11 protein-coding genes are annotated in these 14,276 nt (G+C 72.2%); 5 read left to right on the forward strand and 6 right to left on the reverse strand.

Annotation, left to right across the window (positions count from 1 at the left end):
- Positions 1-49: 49 nt before the first annotated feature.
- Complete coding sequence (locus ABD223_RS15450) at positions 50-2,254, reverse strand: terpene synthase family protein (RefSeq protein WP_344036884.1); 2,205 nt, start codon at positions 2,252-2,254, stop codon at positions 50-52.
- A gap of 195 nt (positions 2,255-2,449) precedes the next feature.
- Between ABD223_RS15450 and ABD223_RS15455 the strand changes: the two genes are divergently transcribed.
- From ABD223_RS15455 to ABD223_RS15475, 5 genes are all read left to right on the forward strand, one after another.
- Entirely contained in the window at positions 2,450-2,944 is a 495-nt protein-coding gene (locus tag ABD223_RS15455) for an SRPBCC family protein (RefSeq protein ID WP_344036885.1), read from the forward strand.
- An 88-nt stretch (positions 2,945-3,032) separates the two neighbouring features.
- The gene (locus ABD223_RS15460; RefSeq protein ID WP_344036886.1) at positions 3,033-3,854 is read left to right on the forward strand and encodes an ABC transporter ATP-binding protein; all 822 of its coding nucleotides are present in this window, start codon (positions 3,033-3,035) and stop codon (positions 3,852-3,854) included.
- Positions 3,855-3,894: 40 nt separating this feature from the next.
- Complete coding sequence (locus tag ABD223_RS15465) at positions 3,895-4,866, forward strand: ABC transporter substrate-binding protein (protein WP_344036887.1); 972 nt, start codon at positions 3,895-3,897, stop codon at positions 4,864-4,866.
- The gene (locus ABD223_RS15470; RefSeq protein ID WP_344036888.1) at positions 4,866-6,899 is read left to right on the forward strand and encodes an iron ABC transporter permease; all 2,034 of its coding nucleotides are present in this window, start codon (positions 4,866-4,868) and stop codon (positions 6,897-6,899) included. Before ABD223_RS15465 ends, ABD223_RS15470 begins: the two co-directional genes overlap by 1 nt.
- A 19-nt stretch (positions 6,900-6,918) precedes the next feature.
- Positions 6,919-7,596: a class I SAM-dependent DNA methyltransferase gene (locus tag ABD223_RS15475; protein WP_380646054.1), complete on the forward strand. Its 678-nt coding sequence runs from the start codon at positions 6,919-6,921 to the stop codon at positions 7,594-7,596.
- Between the two features lie 90 nt (positions 7,597-7,686).
- On the opposite strand, the gene ABD223_RS15480 is transcribed toward ABD223_RS15475, so the two are convergent.
- From ABD223_RS15480 to ABD223_RS15500, 5 genes are all read right to left on the reverse strand, one after another.
- Positions 7,687-8,880: an IS701 family transposase gene (locus ABD223_RS15480; protein WP_344036889.1), complete on the reverse strand. Its 1,194-nt coding sequence runs from the start codon at positions 8,878-8,880 to the stop codon at positions 7,687-7,689.
- A 573-nt stretch (positions 8,881-9,453) separates the two neighbouring features.
- Positions 9,454-9,771: an STAS domain-containing protein gene (locus ABD223_RS15485; protein WP_344036890.1), complete on the reverse strand. Its 318-nt coding sequence runs from the start codon at positions 9,769-9,771 to the stop codon at positions 9,454-9,456.
- Positions 9,710-11,788 carry a glycogen debranching protein gene (locus ABD223_RS15490; protein WP_344036891.1) on the reverse strand — a complete coding sequence of 693 codons (2,079 nt, stop codon included), beginning with the start codon at positions 11,786-11,788 and terminating at the stop codon, positions 9,710-9,712. Before ABD223_RS15490 ends, ABD223_RS15485 begins: the two co-directional genes overlap by 62 nt.
- Positions 11,785-13,590 (reverse strand): AGE family epimerase/isomerase, encoded by a 1,806-nt coding sequence (locus tag ABD223_RS15495; protein ID WP_344036892.1) that lies wholly within the window; start codon positions 13,588-13,590, stop codon positions 11,785-11,787. The genes ABD223_RS15490 and ABD223_RS15495 overlap by 4 nt, the downstream gene beginning before the upstream one ends.
- Positions 13,580-14,197 carry a DJ-1/PfpI family protein gene (locus tag ABD223_RS15500; protein ID WP_344036893.1) on the reverse strand — a complete coding sequence of 206 codons (618 nt, stop codon included), beginning with the start codon at positions 14,195-14,197 and terminating at the stop codon, positions 13,580-13,582. Before ABD223_RS15500 ends, ABD223_RS15495 begins: the two co-directional genes overlap by 11 nt.
- Between the last annotated feature and the right edge of the window lie 79 nt (positions 14,198-14,276).

A 14,276-nucleotide genomic window follows, 5' to 3' on the forward strand; every position in this document is an offset into this window, starting at 1 on the left:
CACTACGAATAGGTGTACATCTTTTCTTCCACTCCCATTCAACCTCTGGTCATGTTTTGTTCACCACCAGGCGGGTGGACGCCGTGCCGAGCCCGGTCGGGCCCAGCAGGGATCGCAGCACGACGGGCGCCTGGGGCCGGTTGTGCTCTTCCAGGGCGTCCGGGCCGTAGCGGTAGGTCTTGAGGTGCCACTCGACGATGGCCGCCATCCAGTCCTGCAACTCGGCCGCGTACTTGAGCAGCGTGTCGCGCGCCGGCCGGTCCAGGTCGAACTCCTCGAACAGGGTGGGCAGCTCGACGTCCACGATGTGCTCGAACTGCTCCATCCGCGCGGTCTGGAGGTCGAGCACCACCTGGTAGGCGCGCTCGAAGTCGACGTCGAGGAAGTTGCGCACCACCAGCACGAGGTTGTGCACCTCGCCCTCGTACTGGATCTCCTTGCGGTAGGAGACCAGGTCGTTGACCATCCACCCGTAGTCGGCGGCGGTGTTCTCCATGCTCTGCACGGTCCGCGTCCGGTAGACCTCCGGCGGCACGGTGTTGCCGTGGCCGAACTTGGCCAGGCTCTTGGTCAGGTCCGAGCCGAACGTGGCGCGGCGCATCTCCACGTAGTCGACCGGGTCGGGGATCCGGTTCAGGTGCTGGTTGTGCAGCTCCCACAGCCACGCGTCGATCATCACCGACACGGCCCGCTTGAAGTCCGCGCGGTGGTGCGGCGGCATCGGGCCCGCGGTGCGGCGCCACAGGTCGGCCAGGCCGCGCTCCAGCGGGCTGACCGGGGGGATCGGCGCCTCGCCCTCCAGCGGCATGAGCTGCTTGAGGCGGTCGTTGAGGACCTTGGCGGCGGACAGGTCGGGGGTGCGGCCGAACACGTGCGGGTAGTAGTCGTCGCCGTAGGTGCCCCAGGCCAGCCAGTCCGAGGACAGGTCGAGCTGCTCACGGGTGGCGTCCGGGTCGATGCCCGCCGAGCACAGCGCGAAGTCGTAGCCGCGGAGCTTCTCCGCGGTCCAGATCCGCGGCACGTCGTCGTAGAAGCCCATGTCGCCGCACCACCGGACGTTGTGCTCCAGCGAGTCCCGCCAGTGCGGGTTGATCGTCACCGGGTAGGGCATGCGCATGTCCGGCCAGGAGTGCGGCGGCACCTGCTCGAACGGCACGTGGCCGAAGGCGCGCAGCCGCTGCGGCGCGGTGGCCAGGATCGAGCGGATGCCGCTGGTGCCCAGGCCGGTCGGCCCGCCGAGCAGCGGTGTGGTGACCGCGCCCTCGTTCATGTAGCGGCTGGAGCGGGCGTGCCACTCGTGGCCGCCGGACTGCCAGTCCTGGAGGCCCTTGACGTAGGCCAGCACCGCGAGCCGCCCGGCCGGGTCGACGCCGTGCTCGTCGAGCAGCGGCGGCACCTCGGTGAGCGCGGTGTGCTCGAACTGGTGCAGGCGGGAGGTGAGCAGGTCGTTGACCGCCTCGGCCGCCTCCTGCGTGGGCACGTCGAGGAACTTCTCCAGCACCAGCACGCCGTTGCTCAGCTCGCCCTCGTCGAGCACCTCGCGCTCGTAGGAGAACAGGTCGTTGCGCAGGTGGACGGCGTCGGCGAAGGTGTCGCGCAGCACGCCCATCGGCCGGGACAGCGCGATGCGGGCGGGCACCTCCATGCCGGTGACGTGCTCGACCAGGTTCGCCGACCACGGCGCGCCGCCCACCTTGCGGCGCATCTCGACGTACTCGACCGGGTTGGACAGGCGGCCCTCGGAGATGTTGAGCAGCTCCCACATCGACTCGTCGAGCAGGTGCTCCGTGTTCTCGGCGAACCGGTGCCTCCAGTCGGCCGAGTGGGCCGGGACGGTGCGCTCCCAGAGGTCCTTGAGGCCCTTCTCGACCGGGTTGGTCGGCTCCTCGGTGATCGGCCCCTCGACCGGCATGAACAGCGGCAGCCGGTCCAGGTACGCCTTCGCGCCGGCCAGGTCGGGGTTGCGCTTGTACAGCTCGACGAAGTGGTCGTCGAAGTAGAAGACCCAGACGTACCAGTCGGTGACCAGGTCCAGGTCGTCCGGCGTCGCGTCGGGGTGGGTGTAGGCGCAGAGCAGGGCGTAGTCGTGGGAGTCGAGGTCGTGCTCGGTCCAGATCACGGTGCCGTGCTGGGGGACGTCGATCATGTCCATCTCGTGCGCCCACGCCTTGGTGTGGGCGCGCGCGCGTTCGAGGTTGGGGTTCAGCCGCGCCGGGTGGGGCATGTAGAACTCCGGCAACTGGAACGGCTGCATCGGCGCGCGCCTCTCGTGTCGGTGTGGCGTACCCCGGTACGCAACCAGTGCGGGGGCGCCCCGGCCAAGCCCTCCGGGGGTTGATCCACACGTTCGAGCGCTCCTGTCCCCCGGCGGGCCCAACGCGGTGCTGCTCATGGTGTCCGCACTCCGCGTTGCGCGGTGCTCCGGCGCGGTAGGACGCACACTGGGGGTATGCCGCGCCTGGAACCGGTTGACGAGGAGTTCTTCACCACGGCGCCGCAGCGCCGCAGCCACGTGCTCGACCTGCCGGTCTCACCCGAACGTGTATGGCGGGGGTTGACGGCGTCCAACCCCCTGTGGTGGTGCCGGTTGCTGACGGTGGAGTACGCCTCGCCCCGCCCGTTCGGGGTGGGCGCGGTGCGCCGGGCGGCCGTGCTGGGCGTGCTGCGGCTGCACGAGCGCGCCTTCCGCTGGGAGGAGGGGCGGCGGCAGTCGTTCCGGGCGGACTCGGCGAACCTGCCGCTGTTCCGGCGGTTCGCCGAGGACCACCTGCTGGAGCCGGTGGCCGGCGGGTGCCGGTTCACGTGGACGTTCGCCTGGGAGCCCGCGGGGCGGCGGCACCTGGTGGAGCGGACGGCGGCGGTGTGCTCCGCGCTGGCGGCGGACACGCGGCGGCACTTCGACGGGCGACCGGTGACCGGTCGTAGGTCGATCGAACAGGGTTGATGTGCACGCGGCGTTACGAAAACGCCCGAAAAGTGCAGCAAGTCACGCTCACCCGGGGTAAGACGAGGCTTAGGTTAGGCTCCCCTTCATGCCCAAGGGAGACGCGCTGCTCGCCGGTGAGGACCTGGTCCTGGCGCACCACGACCGCACCGTCGTGGAAGGCGTCTCGCTGCGCCTGCGCGCCGGCGCGGTGACCGCCCTGGTCGGCCCGAACGGCTCGGGCAAGTCGACCGTGCTGCGCTCCCTGGCCCGCCTGCACAAGCCGCGCGGCGGGCAGGTCACGGTGCGCGACCGCGCCGTCTGGGGCCACGCCGCCCTGTCCGGCAAGGAGTTCGCCCGCAACGTCACCCTGCTCACCCAGCAGCGGCCCACCCCCTCGGGCGTCTCGGTGCGCGACGTCGTCTCCTACGGCCGCTACCCGTACCGCACGGGGTGGCGCGGCGTCGACCTGGAGGGCAACGCCGCCATCACCCGCGCCATGGAGCTGACGGGCGTCGCGCCGATGGCCGAGCGGGGCGTCGACGAGCTGTCCGGCGGCGAGCTCCAGCGCGTGTGGCTCGCGTCCTGCCTGGCCCAGCAGACCTCCGTGCTGCTGCTCGACGAGCCGACCAACCACCTGGACCTGCGCTACCAGGTCGAGGTCCTGGACGTGGTCCGCGACCTGGCCGACGACCACGACGTGGCGGTCGGCGTCGTGCTGCACGACCTCGACCACGCCGCGACCGTCGCCGACGAGGTGGTGCTGCTGTCCGAGGGCCGGGTCGTCGCCGCCGGCGCGGTGCGCGACGTGCTGACCGGCGACCACCTCTCCCGCGCCTACGGCGTCACCGTGCACGTGGCCGACGACCCGGTGACCGGCGCGATCCACTGCCGCCCGCTCGGCAGGCACGCGCCCCGACCCGTCAGCTGACCCGAGAACCCCGAACCCGAACAAGCGAGAGGTGCTAGCCATGCGCTGGTCGACCCCTGCCCTCGTCGCGGCGGCCGTGCTGCTGTCCGCCTGCGGCACCACGGAGACGCCGTCGACGACCACCACCACCTCGGAGAGCGGCGACGGCCCGGTCACCGTGACCGACGCGCGCGGCAAGGAGGTCAAGCTCGACGCGCCCGCCCGGAAGGTCGTGGCGCTGGAGTGGGCCGAGGCCGAGATGGTCGCCTCGCTGGGCCTCATGCCCGTCGGCGTCGCCGACGTCGCCGGCTACCGGGCCTGGGACAAGGCCACCCCGCTGGACGACGCCGTCAAGGACGTCGGCACCCGCGCCGAGCCGAGCGTCGACTCGATCGTCGCGCTCGACCCCGACGTGGTGATCATGGCCCAGGGCCGCGACACCACGCTCGCGGAGCGCCTGGAGGAGTACGTCCCGGTGGTCGTCACCAAGGCCAGCGACGCGAGCCGCAACTTCGACCGCCTGCGCGAGGACCTGGGCACCATCGGCCAGGCCATCGGCAAGGCCACCGAGGCCGACACCCTGCTCGACGAGATGGACCAGGCGCTGGCCGACGGCAAGGAGGCCGTCGCCGACGCGGGCGCGGGCGGCACGCCGTTCGTCATGGCCGACGGCTGGATGGAGGGCAGCACCGTCACCATCCGCCCGTTCGGCAAGGGCTCGCTGGTCTCCGACACCGCCGAGGCGCTCGGCCTGGTCAACGCCTGGACCGGCGAGGTCGACGCGCAGTGGGGCCTGGGCTCGACCGACGTCGAGGGCATGACCGCGATCACCGACCCGAAGACCGTGCTGTTCTACAGCGCCTCCGAGGACGACGTGTTCACCACCGGCCTGGCGCAGAACCCGGTGTGGCAGCGGCTGCCGTTCGTGACCTCGGGCGAGGTCGTGAAGCTGGAGCCCGGCACGTGGACCTTCGGCGGGCCCAAGTCCGTCATGCGCGTCGCCGAGCAGTTCGTGAAGGCCGTCACCGCCTGATGTTCCGCGCCACCGCCGTGACGGCGGCGATCGTGGCGGCCATCGCCGCGCTCTCCGCCGTCCACCTCACCCAGGGCACCGCCGACACCGGCGTGCTCGACGTGCTGGCCGCCCTCGTGGGCGACGGCGACGCGCAGACCCTCGCGGTGCTGGAGGGTTCGCGCGTCCCCCGCCTGCTGACCGCCCTGCTGCTCGGCGTCGCCCTCGGCGTCGCGGGCGCGGGAATGCAGTCGGTGGCCCGAAACCCGCTGGCGTCACCGGACACGCTCGCCGTGAACGCGGGCGCGCACCTGGCCGTGGTGGCCGTCGCGGCGTTCGGGCTGAGCCTGCCCGTGCTGCTCGCCGGCGCGACGGCGTTCGCGGGCGGGCTCACCGCGGCGGTGGTCGTGCTGGGGCTGTCCGGCGGCGGGTCGACGAGCCCGCGGCTGGTGCTGGTGGGTTCGGCGGTGGCGTTGGCGCTCCAGTCGCTGACGATGCTGTTCCTGCTCGTCTTCGAGCAGGAGACGACCGGGCTGTTCGCCTGGGGCAGCGGCTCGCTGTCGGTCAGCGACCTGCGCACCACCGGGCAGGTGGCGCCGGTCGTGCTGGTCGCGGTGGTGGCGCTGGTGCTCATGGGCCGGTCGCTCGACGTCCTCGCCCTGGGCGACGACAACGCGACCGTGCTGGGCCTGAAGGTGCGGCGGACGCGGGTCGGCGCGGTGCTGCTGACCGTGGCGCTGACCGCCGCGGCGGTGAACGTGGCCGGGCCCGTCGGCTTCGTCGGGCTGAGCGCGCCGGTGATCACGCGGCTGCTCGCGCCGCACGTGCCCGGCCTGGGCAGGCACCGGCTGCTGCTGCCCGTGTCCGGCCTGGTCGGCGTGCTGATCGTGCTCGGCGCGGACGTGCTGCTGCGGGCCGTCATGGGCTCGGCCGCCGCGGTGCGGGTGCCGACCGGCGTGATGACCACGGTCCTCGGCGCGGTCGTGCTGGTGTGGCTGGCGCGGCGGAGCCGGTCGAGCGGCACGCCGCGGCAGGCGCCCGCCGGGCGGGTCGGGCCGGCCGGGACGCGGCGGCGGCTGGTGACCACCGGCGCGGTGCTCGCGGTGCTGGTGGTGGCCGCGCCGGTGGCGGGCCTGATGCTCGGCGACCGGGTCGTGCTGCTGGGCGACCTGGCGAACTGGGTGTCCGGGCGGACCGGGACCGCGCTGACGTTCGTGCTGGACCAGCGGCTGCCGCGGGTGCTGGCGGCGCTGGCCGCGGGCGCGGCGCTGGCCGTGTCCGGCTGCGGCATCCAGGCGGTGAGCCGCAACCCGCTGGCCGAACCGGGCCTGCTGGGCATCACCGCGGGCGCCGGGCTGGGCGCGATCACGTTGATCACGGTCGTGCCGGCGGCCGGCGCGTGGGCGGTCGCCGGCGCCGCCGGTGTCGGGGCGGTGCTGGCGTTCGCCCTGGTCTACGGGCTGGCGTGGCGGTCGGGGCTGGACTCCGACCGGTTGGTGGTCATCGGCATCGCGTCGTGGTCGGGCGGGATGGCGCTGATCACGCTGCTGATCGTGACGTCGGACCCGTGGAACACGGCGAAGGCCCTCACCTGGCTGTCCGGCTCCACCTACGGGCGGACGCCGGAGCAGGTCGTGCCGACCGCGCTGGCGCTGGCGCTGCTGACGCCGCTGCTGTGGGCGCGGCACCGCGAGCTGGACCTGCACAGCCTGGACGAGGACACCCCTCGCGTGCTGGGGATGCGGGTGGAGCGGTCGCGGCTGGTCGTGCTGGCGGGGGCGGGCGTGCTGGCGGCGACGGCCGTGTCGGCGATCGGCGTGGTGGCGTTCGTCGGCCTGGTCGCGCCGCACCTGGCGCGCTCCCTGGTCGGCGGGCGGCACCAGCGGGTGATCCCGGTGGCGATGGCCGTCGGCGCGGTGCTGGTGAGCCTCGCCGACACCATCGGGCGCACGGTGATCGCGCCGGCGCAGGTGCCGGCGGGGCTGGTGATCGCGCTGCTGGGCACGCCGTACTTCGTGCTGGTGCTGTGGAAGACGCGGGAGACGCGCGCCTGAGCGGACTAGGTTCTCCGCCGTGACCGAGCCGCCCGCCCCGCACGACGCCGACAACGGCGTCGACACCGCAACGGACACCGACACCGGCGTCGGGGCCGCCTACGACGCCGTCGCGACCCTCTACGCCGAGCTGTTCGGCGACGCGCTCGACACCAGGCCGCTGGAACGCGGGCTGCTGGCCGCGTTCGCCGAACTCGTGCGGGCCCACGGCGCCGGACCGGTCGCCGACGTCGGGTGCGGCCCCGGCCACCTGACGGCGCACCTGCACGCGCTGGGGTCGCCCGCCTTCGGCGTCGACCTGTCCCCCGCGATGGTCGCCCTGGCCCGCCGGGCGCACCCGCACCTGCGGTTCGACGAGGGGTCGATGACCGACCTGGACCTGGCCGACGGCGTCCTCGGCGGCGTCCTCGCGTCCTACTCCGCCATCCACACCCCACCGCCGCGCGTGCCGGCCGTGTTCGCCGAGTTCCGGCGCGTGCTGGCGCCCGGCGGCCACCTGCTGCTCGGCTTCTACGCCGGCGACGACCCGGAGCCCCGCGAGTTCGACCACAGGGTCGCGCCCGCCTACCGGTGGTCGCTCGACGCCCTCGCGGACCTGCTGCGCCGGGCCGGGTTCGCCGAGGTCGCCCGGCTGCGGCGCGAACCCCTCGACGGCGAGCGGTTCCACCAGGCCCACCTGCTGGTCCGCAAGTCCTGATCCCCGGTGTCCCCGAGCCCCCGCAGGGCTCGGTCCCGCCCGGTCCTCCCGCGCGGCGCGCATGCCTCGCCGTTGAGGCATGCGCCCCGATCAGGAGAGCTGCCGTTCCCGTTGGCCCAGCACCGCGCTGCGCTTGGCGAACGTGTACGCCGCGGAGACGAGCGTCATGTGGTGGTGCCAACCCCGGTACGACCGGCCTTCGAAGTCCAGCAGCCCGTAGTGCGCCCGCAGGTCCAGCAGGTCGCACGCGGTGCGATCGACGAGTGCCCCCAGTGAGATGACCTCCGCCGCGCGGAGGTCGGTGCGGTTGGTCAGCCACAGCTTGACGCGGCCACCCTGCCGCGAGGTGCCGACCAGCTGGAGCGCGGGCCCACCGCGCCGACCCGGGTCGACCGGCAGCCGCACCGGCACCGACACCGCCTGCGTGGCCCGGTGCTTGCCGTCCACGCCCGGCGCCCAGGTGACGACCTGCCGGTGCTTGATGTCCGCGCCCCGCAGGCAGTCCCGCGCCCGGACCAGGTTCGGTCCCCGCTGCGGCCCGAAACCGCTGTGGACGGCGGCGAGGTGCGGCCCCGGCACCAGCTCGAAGTTGTCCGGCACCTCGAAGACGAAGTCGGCCCCCAGTTCGGCGAGCTTCGCCATCAGCCGGTGCGCGCCCGCGGTGTGCCGCAGGTCACCGACCACGGGCGCGCGGGGGATGCCCCACTCCCCCACCTCCTCGACGAGGTCCAGCGCGTACCGCCACTCCGGCAGCGCCTCGACCGAGTCCGGGATGTACGCCCGGTTGCGACGGCGTTCGTCCTCGATCCACCGCCTGGTCAGCTGGATCCGCCAGTTCACCGGGATGCTCGCCGCCTCCCCGGCCAGGAAGAGCCCGGTGCCGAGCTGACAATTGATCGCACGACCCTCGCTCGGCACGAACCTGCGTTCCACGCCGACCGAGTGCTCCCCCCTTTTCGGAATCGTCGTGTCGGCGATCACCCACGCTCTCGGCGAGAGCAGCCCCTCAACTTCCTCCGCAATTCTGGAACGGACTTCCCGCCAGTCCCACGGGCTTTGATTTATGAATTGCTGGAGCGATTGCGAAACCGGTAATTCAAGAACCTCCTCGGCTATTCTGCGGACAGACTTCCGGCCATGCCCAAGCAGCAGCCCCCTGAGGTACACCTCAGCCCATCTGCGCTGGTCAGAGCGCGGTAGGGAGCTGAACTTGTCTTGCGCGAAGTGTGTCACCTCATCATTCTTGGCAAGCGAAAGAGCAGTGCGAAGACTGTCCTCGACCACCGTAGACCCCCGAAACTGTCACATGTCGTACTCAATCGATACTCCATATGGGCAACGCGTCCGGCAAGTCGCCCCCGGTCAAGCCGGGACGATCTCGTGAGGTCCGAAACGCAAGCGCTATCGTGGAATACTTATCCAGCGCCCGACCATGATCACCCTCCGTATAGGGGCGCATTGTGAGAGAGGTGCGCGTTCGCTATCGACATCCGCGTCAACAGGAAGAAGGCAGTTCCGGCGGTCGCCCTGCCGGACCCTGGCGATCACCCTCCGTAGCGGGCTCACAGGGCCAGTCGGTCTAGGACGACTTCGTACATCCGGGTGGAAACCAGTCACGGCCGGTTGCACGCAGCGTTATATAGTTGATCGATGAACGAAACCCGCCCCGCACGCCCCGCGGCGTGGAACCGGATCGACGACCGTTCCGAGTGAGCTGGGCTTTCGACCGGCGGGGCGCGCCGACATAACCACGTGTTGGTAAACAGTTGACGTTCAACCGATATACCCGGGTGGTGGTTCGCCGGCGCGCCCGCGCCTTTGTGAACGATTTCCCAAGCAGCCTTCAGACCAATTCGATCAGGCCGCCCGGTGGCCGATGGTGACCGCCTGGTCGAACCCGGCCAGTCGAATCACCTCCACCACCCCGGGGCTCGCGCCCACGACGATGATCGCCACCGACGGCGGCAGCTGCTGCTGGGCGAACGCCAGGGACCGCACGCCCGCCGAGGACATCGTCGCCAACCCCGTCAGGTCCAGCACCAGCCGGTCCAGCGGCCGCTGCGCGGCCTGCTCCACCAGCGACCGGAACACCGGCGCGGTGTCCGCGTCCAGCTCACCGGTCAGGTAGACGGTCCCGGTGCGGCCGTTGAACCCCAGGTACGCCTCGAAGCTCACCGCTGTCCTCCTCACTCCCCTGCCCACCGTTGGGCAGCGCCTCCACCACGACGACGGACTTGCCGGCCACCACGAGCGCCTCCCGCCCGCCGCCCTCGCCGGACCTGCCGGTGGCGGTGTCCACGGCCACGTGCCACGCCGTGCCCGCGGGCGCCGCCGGCAGCACCACCTCGGCCGCCGCCAGGTCGGTGTTCGCCACCACGAACACCGAGTCCACGCCCTCCTCGTGCAGCAGCACGGCCACCAGCCGCGAGTCCGCCGACCAGTCGGGCTCGAACGGCCGCGCGCCGTGCCAGCTCACCGCCGGGTACCGCCACCCCGGCACCGGCTCGCCGCCGGGGTGCTCGGCCCGCCGCAGCACGGGGTGGCGCGCGCGCAGCGCGGTCAGCGAGCGCACGAACGCGACCATGTCCCGGTTGCGCCCGGCCAGCTCCCAGTCCACCCAGGTGATGTCGTTGTCCTGGCAGTAGGCGTTGTTGTTGCCCCGCTGGGTGCGGCCGAACTCGTCACCGGCGAGCAGCATCGGCACGCCGTTGCTGACCATCAGCAGAGTCAGCGCGTTGCGCGCCTGCCGCTGCCGCAGCGCCAGCACGTCCGGGTCGTCCGTGGGGCCCTCGACGCCGCAGTTCCAGCTCTCGTTGGCGTCGTGGCCGTCCCGGTTGTCCTCGCCGTTGGCCTCGTTGTGCTTGTGGTCGTACGACACCAGGTCGGCGAGCGTGAACCCGTCGTGGCAGGTCACGAAGTTCACCGACGCGCCGGGGCCGCGACCGGCGTACAGGTCGGGCGAGCCGATCAGCCCGCCCGCCAGCTCGCCCGCGCTGCCCGGCCGCGCGACCAGGAACCGGCGCAGAGCGTCGCGGTAGCGCCCGTTCCACTCCATCCACCGGCCGTAGGCGGGGAACGACCCGACCTGGTACAGCCCGCCCGCGTCCCACGCCTCGGCGATCAGCTTGCGGTCGGCCAGCACCGGGTCGAGCGCCAGCGCCTCCAGCAGCGGCGGGTTCGGCAGCGGCCCGCCGTCGCGGCCCCGGGACAGGATGGAGGCCAGGTCGAACCGGAAGCCGTCCACCCGGTACTCCAGCGCCCAGTGCCGCAGGCTGTCCACGATCAGCTCGCGCACCACGGGGTGGTTGCAGTTGAGCGTGTTCCCGGTGCCGCTGAAGTTGTAGTAGTCGCCGTCCGGGGTCAGCAGGTAGTACACCGCGTTGTCCAGGCCCCGGAACGACTGCGTCGGCCCCCGGTGGTCGCCCTCGCCGGTGTGGTTGAACACCACGTCGAGGACCACCTCGATGCCCGCCGCGTGCAGGTCGCGCACCAGCTCCTTGAACTCGCGCGGCGAGCCGTAGGACGCCTTGGGCGCGAAGAACCCCACCGGGTGGTAGCCCCAGGTGTTGAGCCGCTCGGGCGCGCCGGGCACGTCGGTCTCGTCGAACTCGAACACCGGCATCAGCTCGACGCAGTTCACGCCCAGCTCGCGCAGGTGCGGCACCTTCTCCCGCAGGCCCGCGAACGTGCCGGGCGCGGCCACCCCCGACGACTCGTGCCGGGTGTAGCCGCGCACGTTCAGCTCGTAGACCACCAGGTCCTCGACCGGGAGGCCCGGCGCCCGGTCGTCGCCCCAGTCGAAGCCGTCCGGCCGCGCCACCGCCGACCGGTACCGGGGCCGCCGGCCCCACGCCTCGCCGCCGGGCAGCCGCCGGGCGCGCGGGTCGAGCAGCAGGTCGTCCCGGCCGTCCACGCGGTAGGCGTAGTGCACCAGGTCCGGGTCGAGGCCGACCACGGTCATCGCCCACACGTCGCCGACCCGGTAGTCCTCGGGGAAGGGCAGCTCGGCGACCTCGTCGCCGTGCTCGGGGTCCAGCAGCACCAGCGACAGCCGCCGCGCCGTGCCGGACGACACCGCGAACGCGATGCCGTCCGGCGTGGCGGTCGACCCCAGCGGCAGCGGGGGCGCGGGCGCCACCCGGAACCCGTCGACCCACCGCTCCGCCGTCGTCGCCCCGCTCACCGCGGTCATGACCCCTCCACCGGCGCCAGCCGCGCCTGCACGGTCACCGCCGAGGCGCTGTCGGGCAGCCGCACCGCCATCGCCACCGGGTCGAAGTCCCGGTACGGCTCGCCGTCCACCAGCACGCCCTCCAGCCGCACCCGGTCGGCCGGCAGCACGTCGGGCGCCACCCGCAGCAGCCGGTCGGGGAAGTCCGCGTCCGGGCGGGGCTTGAACCACAGGTCCAGCGGCTCGCCGCGGACCAGCAGCCCGGTGTAGACGGTGGCCAGGTAGCACAGCTCCGCCGCGTGGTACATCGACATGGAGTGGCTGCCCTTGAGCCGCTCGGTGCCCACCAGGTAGGGGATGCCGTTGTTGAGCACGTTGAAGTACACGCCGCCCTCGTCGTGGTCGAGGAAGAACGCGTTGTAGAACGCGGCCGCGTCCCGGCCGTGCTCCAGGAACTCCGCCGAGCGCCGGTGGCCGGCGAGCACCAGGTAGGCCAGGATCGCCTGCTCCTGCTGCCACCACGCCTTGCGGTCGTGCCACACGAAGTCGTGCGGCGGCTGCCGCTGCACCAGGTCGTACCAGCCGCCCCGCTGCCCGTCGCGGCCCACGTCCGGCATGGTGCGCGCGAGCGTGTCGGCCAGGCGCGCGTAGTCGTACTTGGCGCGCGCGGCGTTCATCCGGGTCAGGTTCCAGGCGATCTTGAGGTTGTGCCCGACCACCGCGCGGTCCTGCTGCCAGCCCCACTCGCGGTCCGGCGTCCAGTCGCCGTGGAAGCGCTCCTGCACGAACGGCGTGCCGCGGTCGGGGAAGTGCGCCACGACCATGTCGAAGGTGTGCTCCAACATGTCCAGGTGCCGCCGGTCGCCGGTCGCCAGGTACAGGTTGAACAGGTACGCGGGGGCGTGGTCGCCGACCGAGTTCCAGTTCTTGCGGGCCCGGTTGCGGCCCAGCGACGCGGCGTGCGGGCTGAGGTCCACCGGGTCGACGTGCGACCAGTAGCCGCCGCGCGCCGGGTCGGCGAAGAACCGCTCGAACAACCGCATCGTGCCGTCGATGTCGGCCTTGGTGGCCGGGTCGCCGGTGACGCGGTAGTTCTGCACCAGGCCGGCCAGCGCGTAGATCTGCTCGTAGGCGGGGATGGCGCGGCAGTCGTCGTCGAACTCGGAGGTGAACAGCTTGCGCTCGCGACCGCCGTCCACGTCGATGCCGTGGTACCAGTACGTGACGCCCAGGTCGGTGTCGACGAACCGCATGTGCTCGCGCAGGTACGCCGAACCGCGGTCGGCGACGGTGAGGAAGTCCTCGTCGCCGGTCAACATGTACGCCGACGCCATGCCGTAGACCAGCCGGGAGATCGTGTCGGTCTCCTGGACGTGCCGGGCGCCCTTGTCGCCGCCCAGCCGGATCTCGGTGCGGTAGTCGGCGTAGTCGACCTCGCCCGCGCCGAACTGGGCGCGCCGGTAGAACCGGGCCAGCTCGCGCAGCTGGTCGACCCACCAGCCGGGCCGCTCGAACACGTGACCCTCGGCCTCGTCGCCCACCAGGAACAGCTGGGTCGCCTGGTAGCGCGGCCCGCCCGGGTCCGGGTAGACCGGACCGTGCGCGAACACGCGCGCACCGGGCTTCAGCAGCTCGGCGAGCCGACCGGTGACGTCCCGGTACGGCTCGCCGAGGTTGCGGACCACCTGCGCCGACGTCGCGTCCGTCAGGCCCAGCACCACCTCGCGCCCGTCGGGCGTGGTGAGCACGAGGCGGTCGCCGCTGAACGAGCGGACGCGGCCGGCGGTGGTGTCCGAGAACGAGTAGGCAATCTCAGCGCCCACCGTTGCCCCTCGCCACCAGCATCTCGATCACGGTGCGGGCCAGCAGGTGGCACTGCTCGACGGTGCGCGAGGTGACCAGGTCGCCGTCGACCACGACGTCGCGGCCGGTGTAGACCGCGCCCATGTTGCGCACGTCGCCGACGAGGTTGTTGTGGCAGGTGACCGGCCGGTCGCGGACCAGCTCGGGCACGGACGACAGCAGCAGCAGGCCGTGGCAGGAGAACGCCTTGATCAGGTTCGGCAGCCGGAACGCCCGGCGCATCACCTCGACCGCGGGCGCGGGGCGGCTGACGTTGTCGGTGTAGCGGAGCCGGTCCGCGACCATGCCCGAGGGCACGATCAGCGCCGAGAGCCTGGACAGCTCGTCGTAGTCCAGCTTCTCCAGGTCGCCGCTCACCTCGATGGGCGCGCGCTGCTCGTGCCCGGTGAAGGTGAGCGAGTCGCTGCCCCACAGCCGGGTCAGCAGCTCGACCTGGGCGCCCTCCTCGGCGAACCGCATCCGGTAGTAGGCGATCTCCTCCTCGACGTAGTCGCTCTCCATGAGGATGCCGATGCGCCTGCCCTGGAGCCTGCCGGTGACGCCGGGGACTTCCGTGGTCTGGGTCATTGTCCTTGCCTTCGCTCGGTTGTTGGCTTGAGGGCGGCCCAGCCCGGCGGGTTCGCCGACCCGCCGGGCTGGGCTGGGG

This window comes from Saccharothrix xinjiangensis (assembly GCF_039527585.1).
Lineage (GTDB): Bacteria > Actinomycetota > Actinomycetes > Mycobacteriales > Pseudonocardiaceae > Actinosynnema > Actinosynnema xinjiangensis.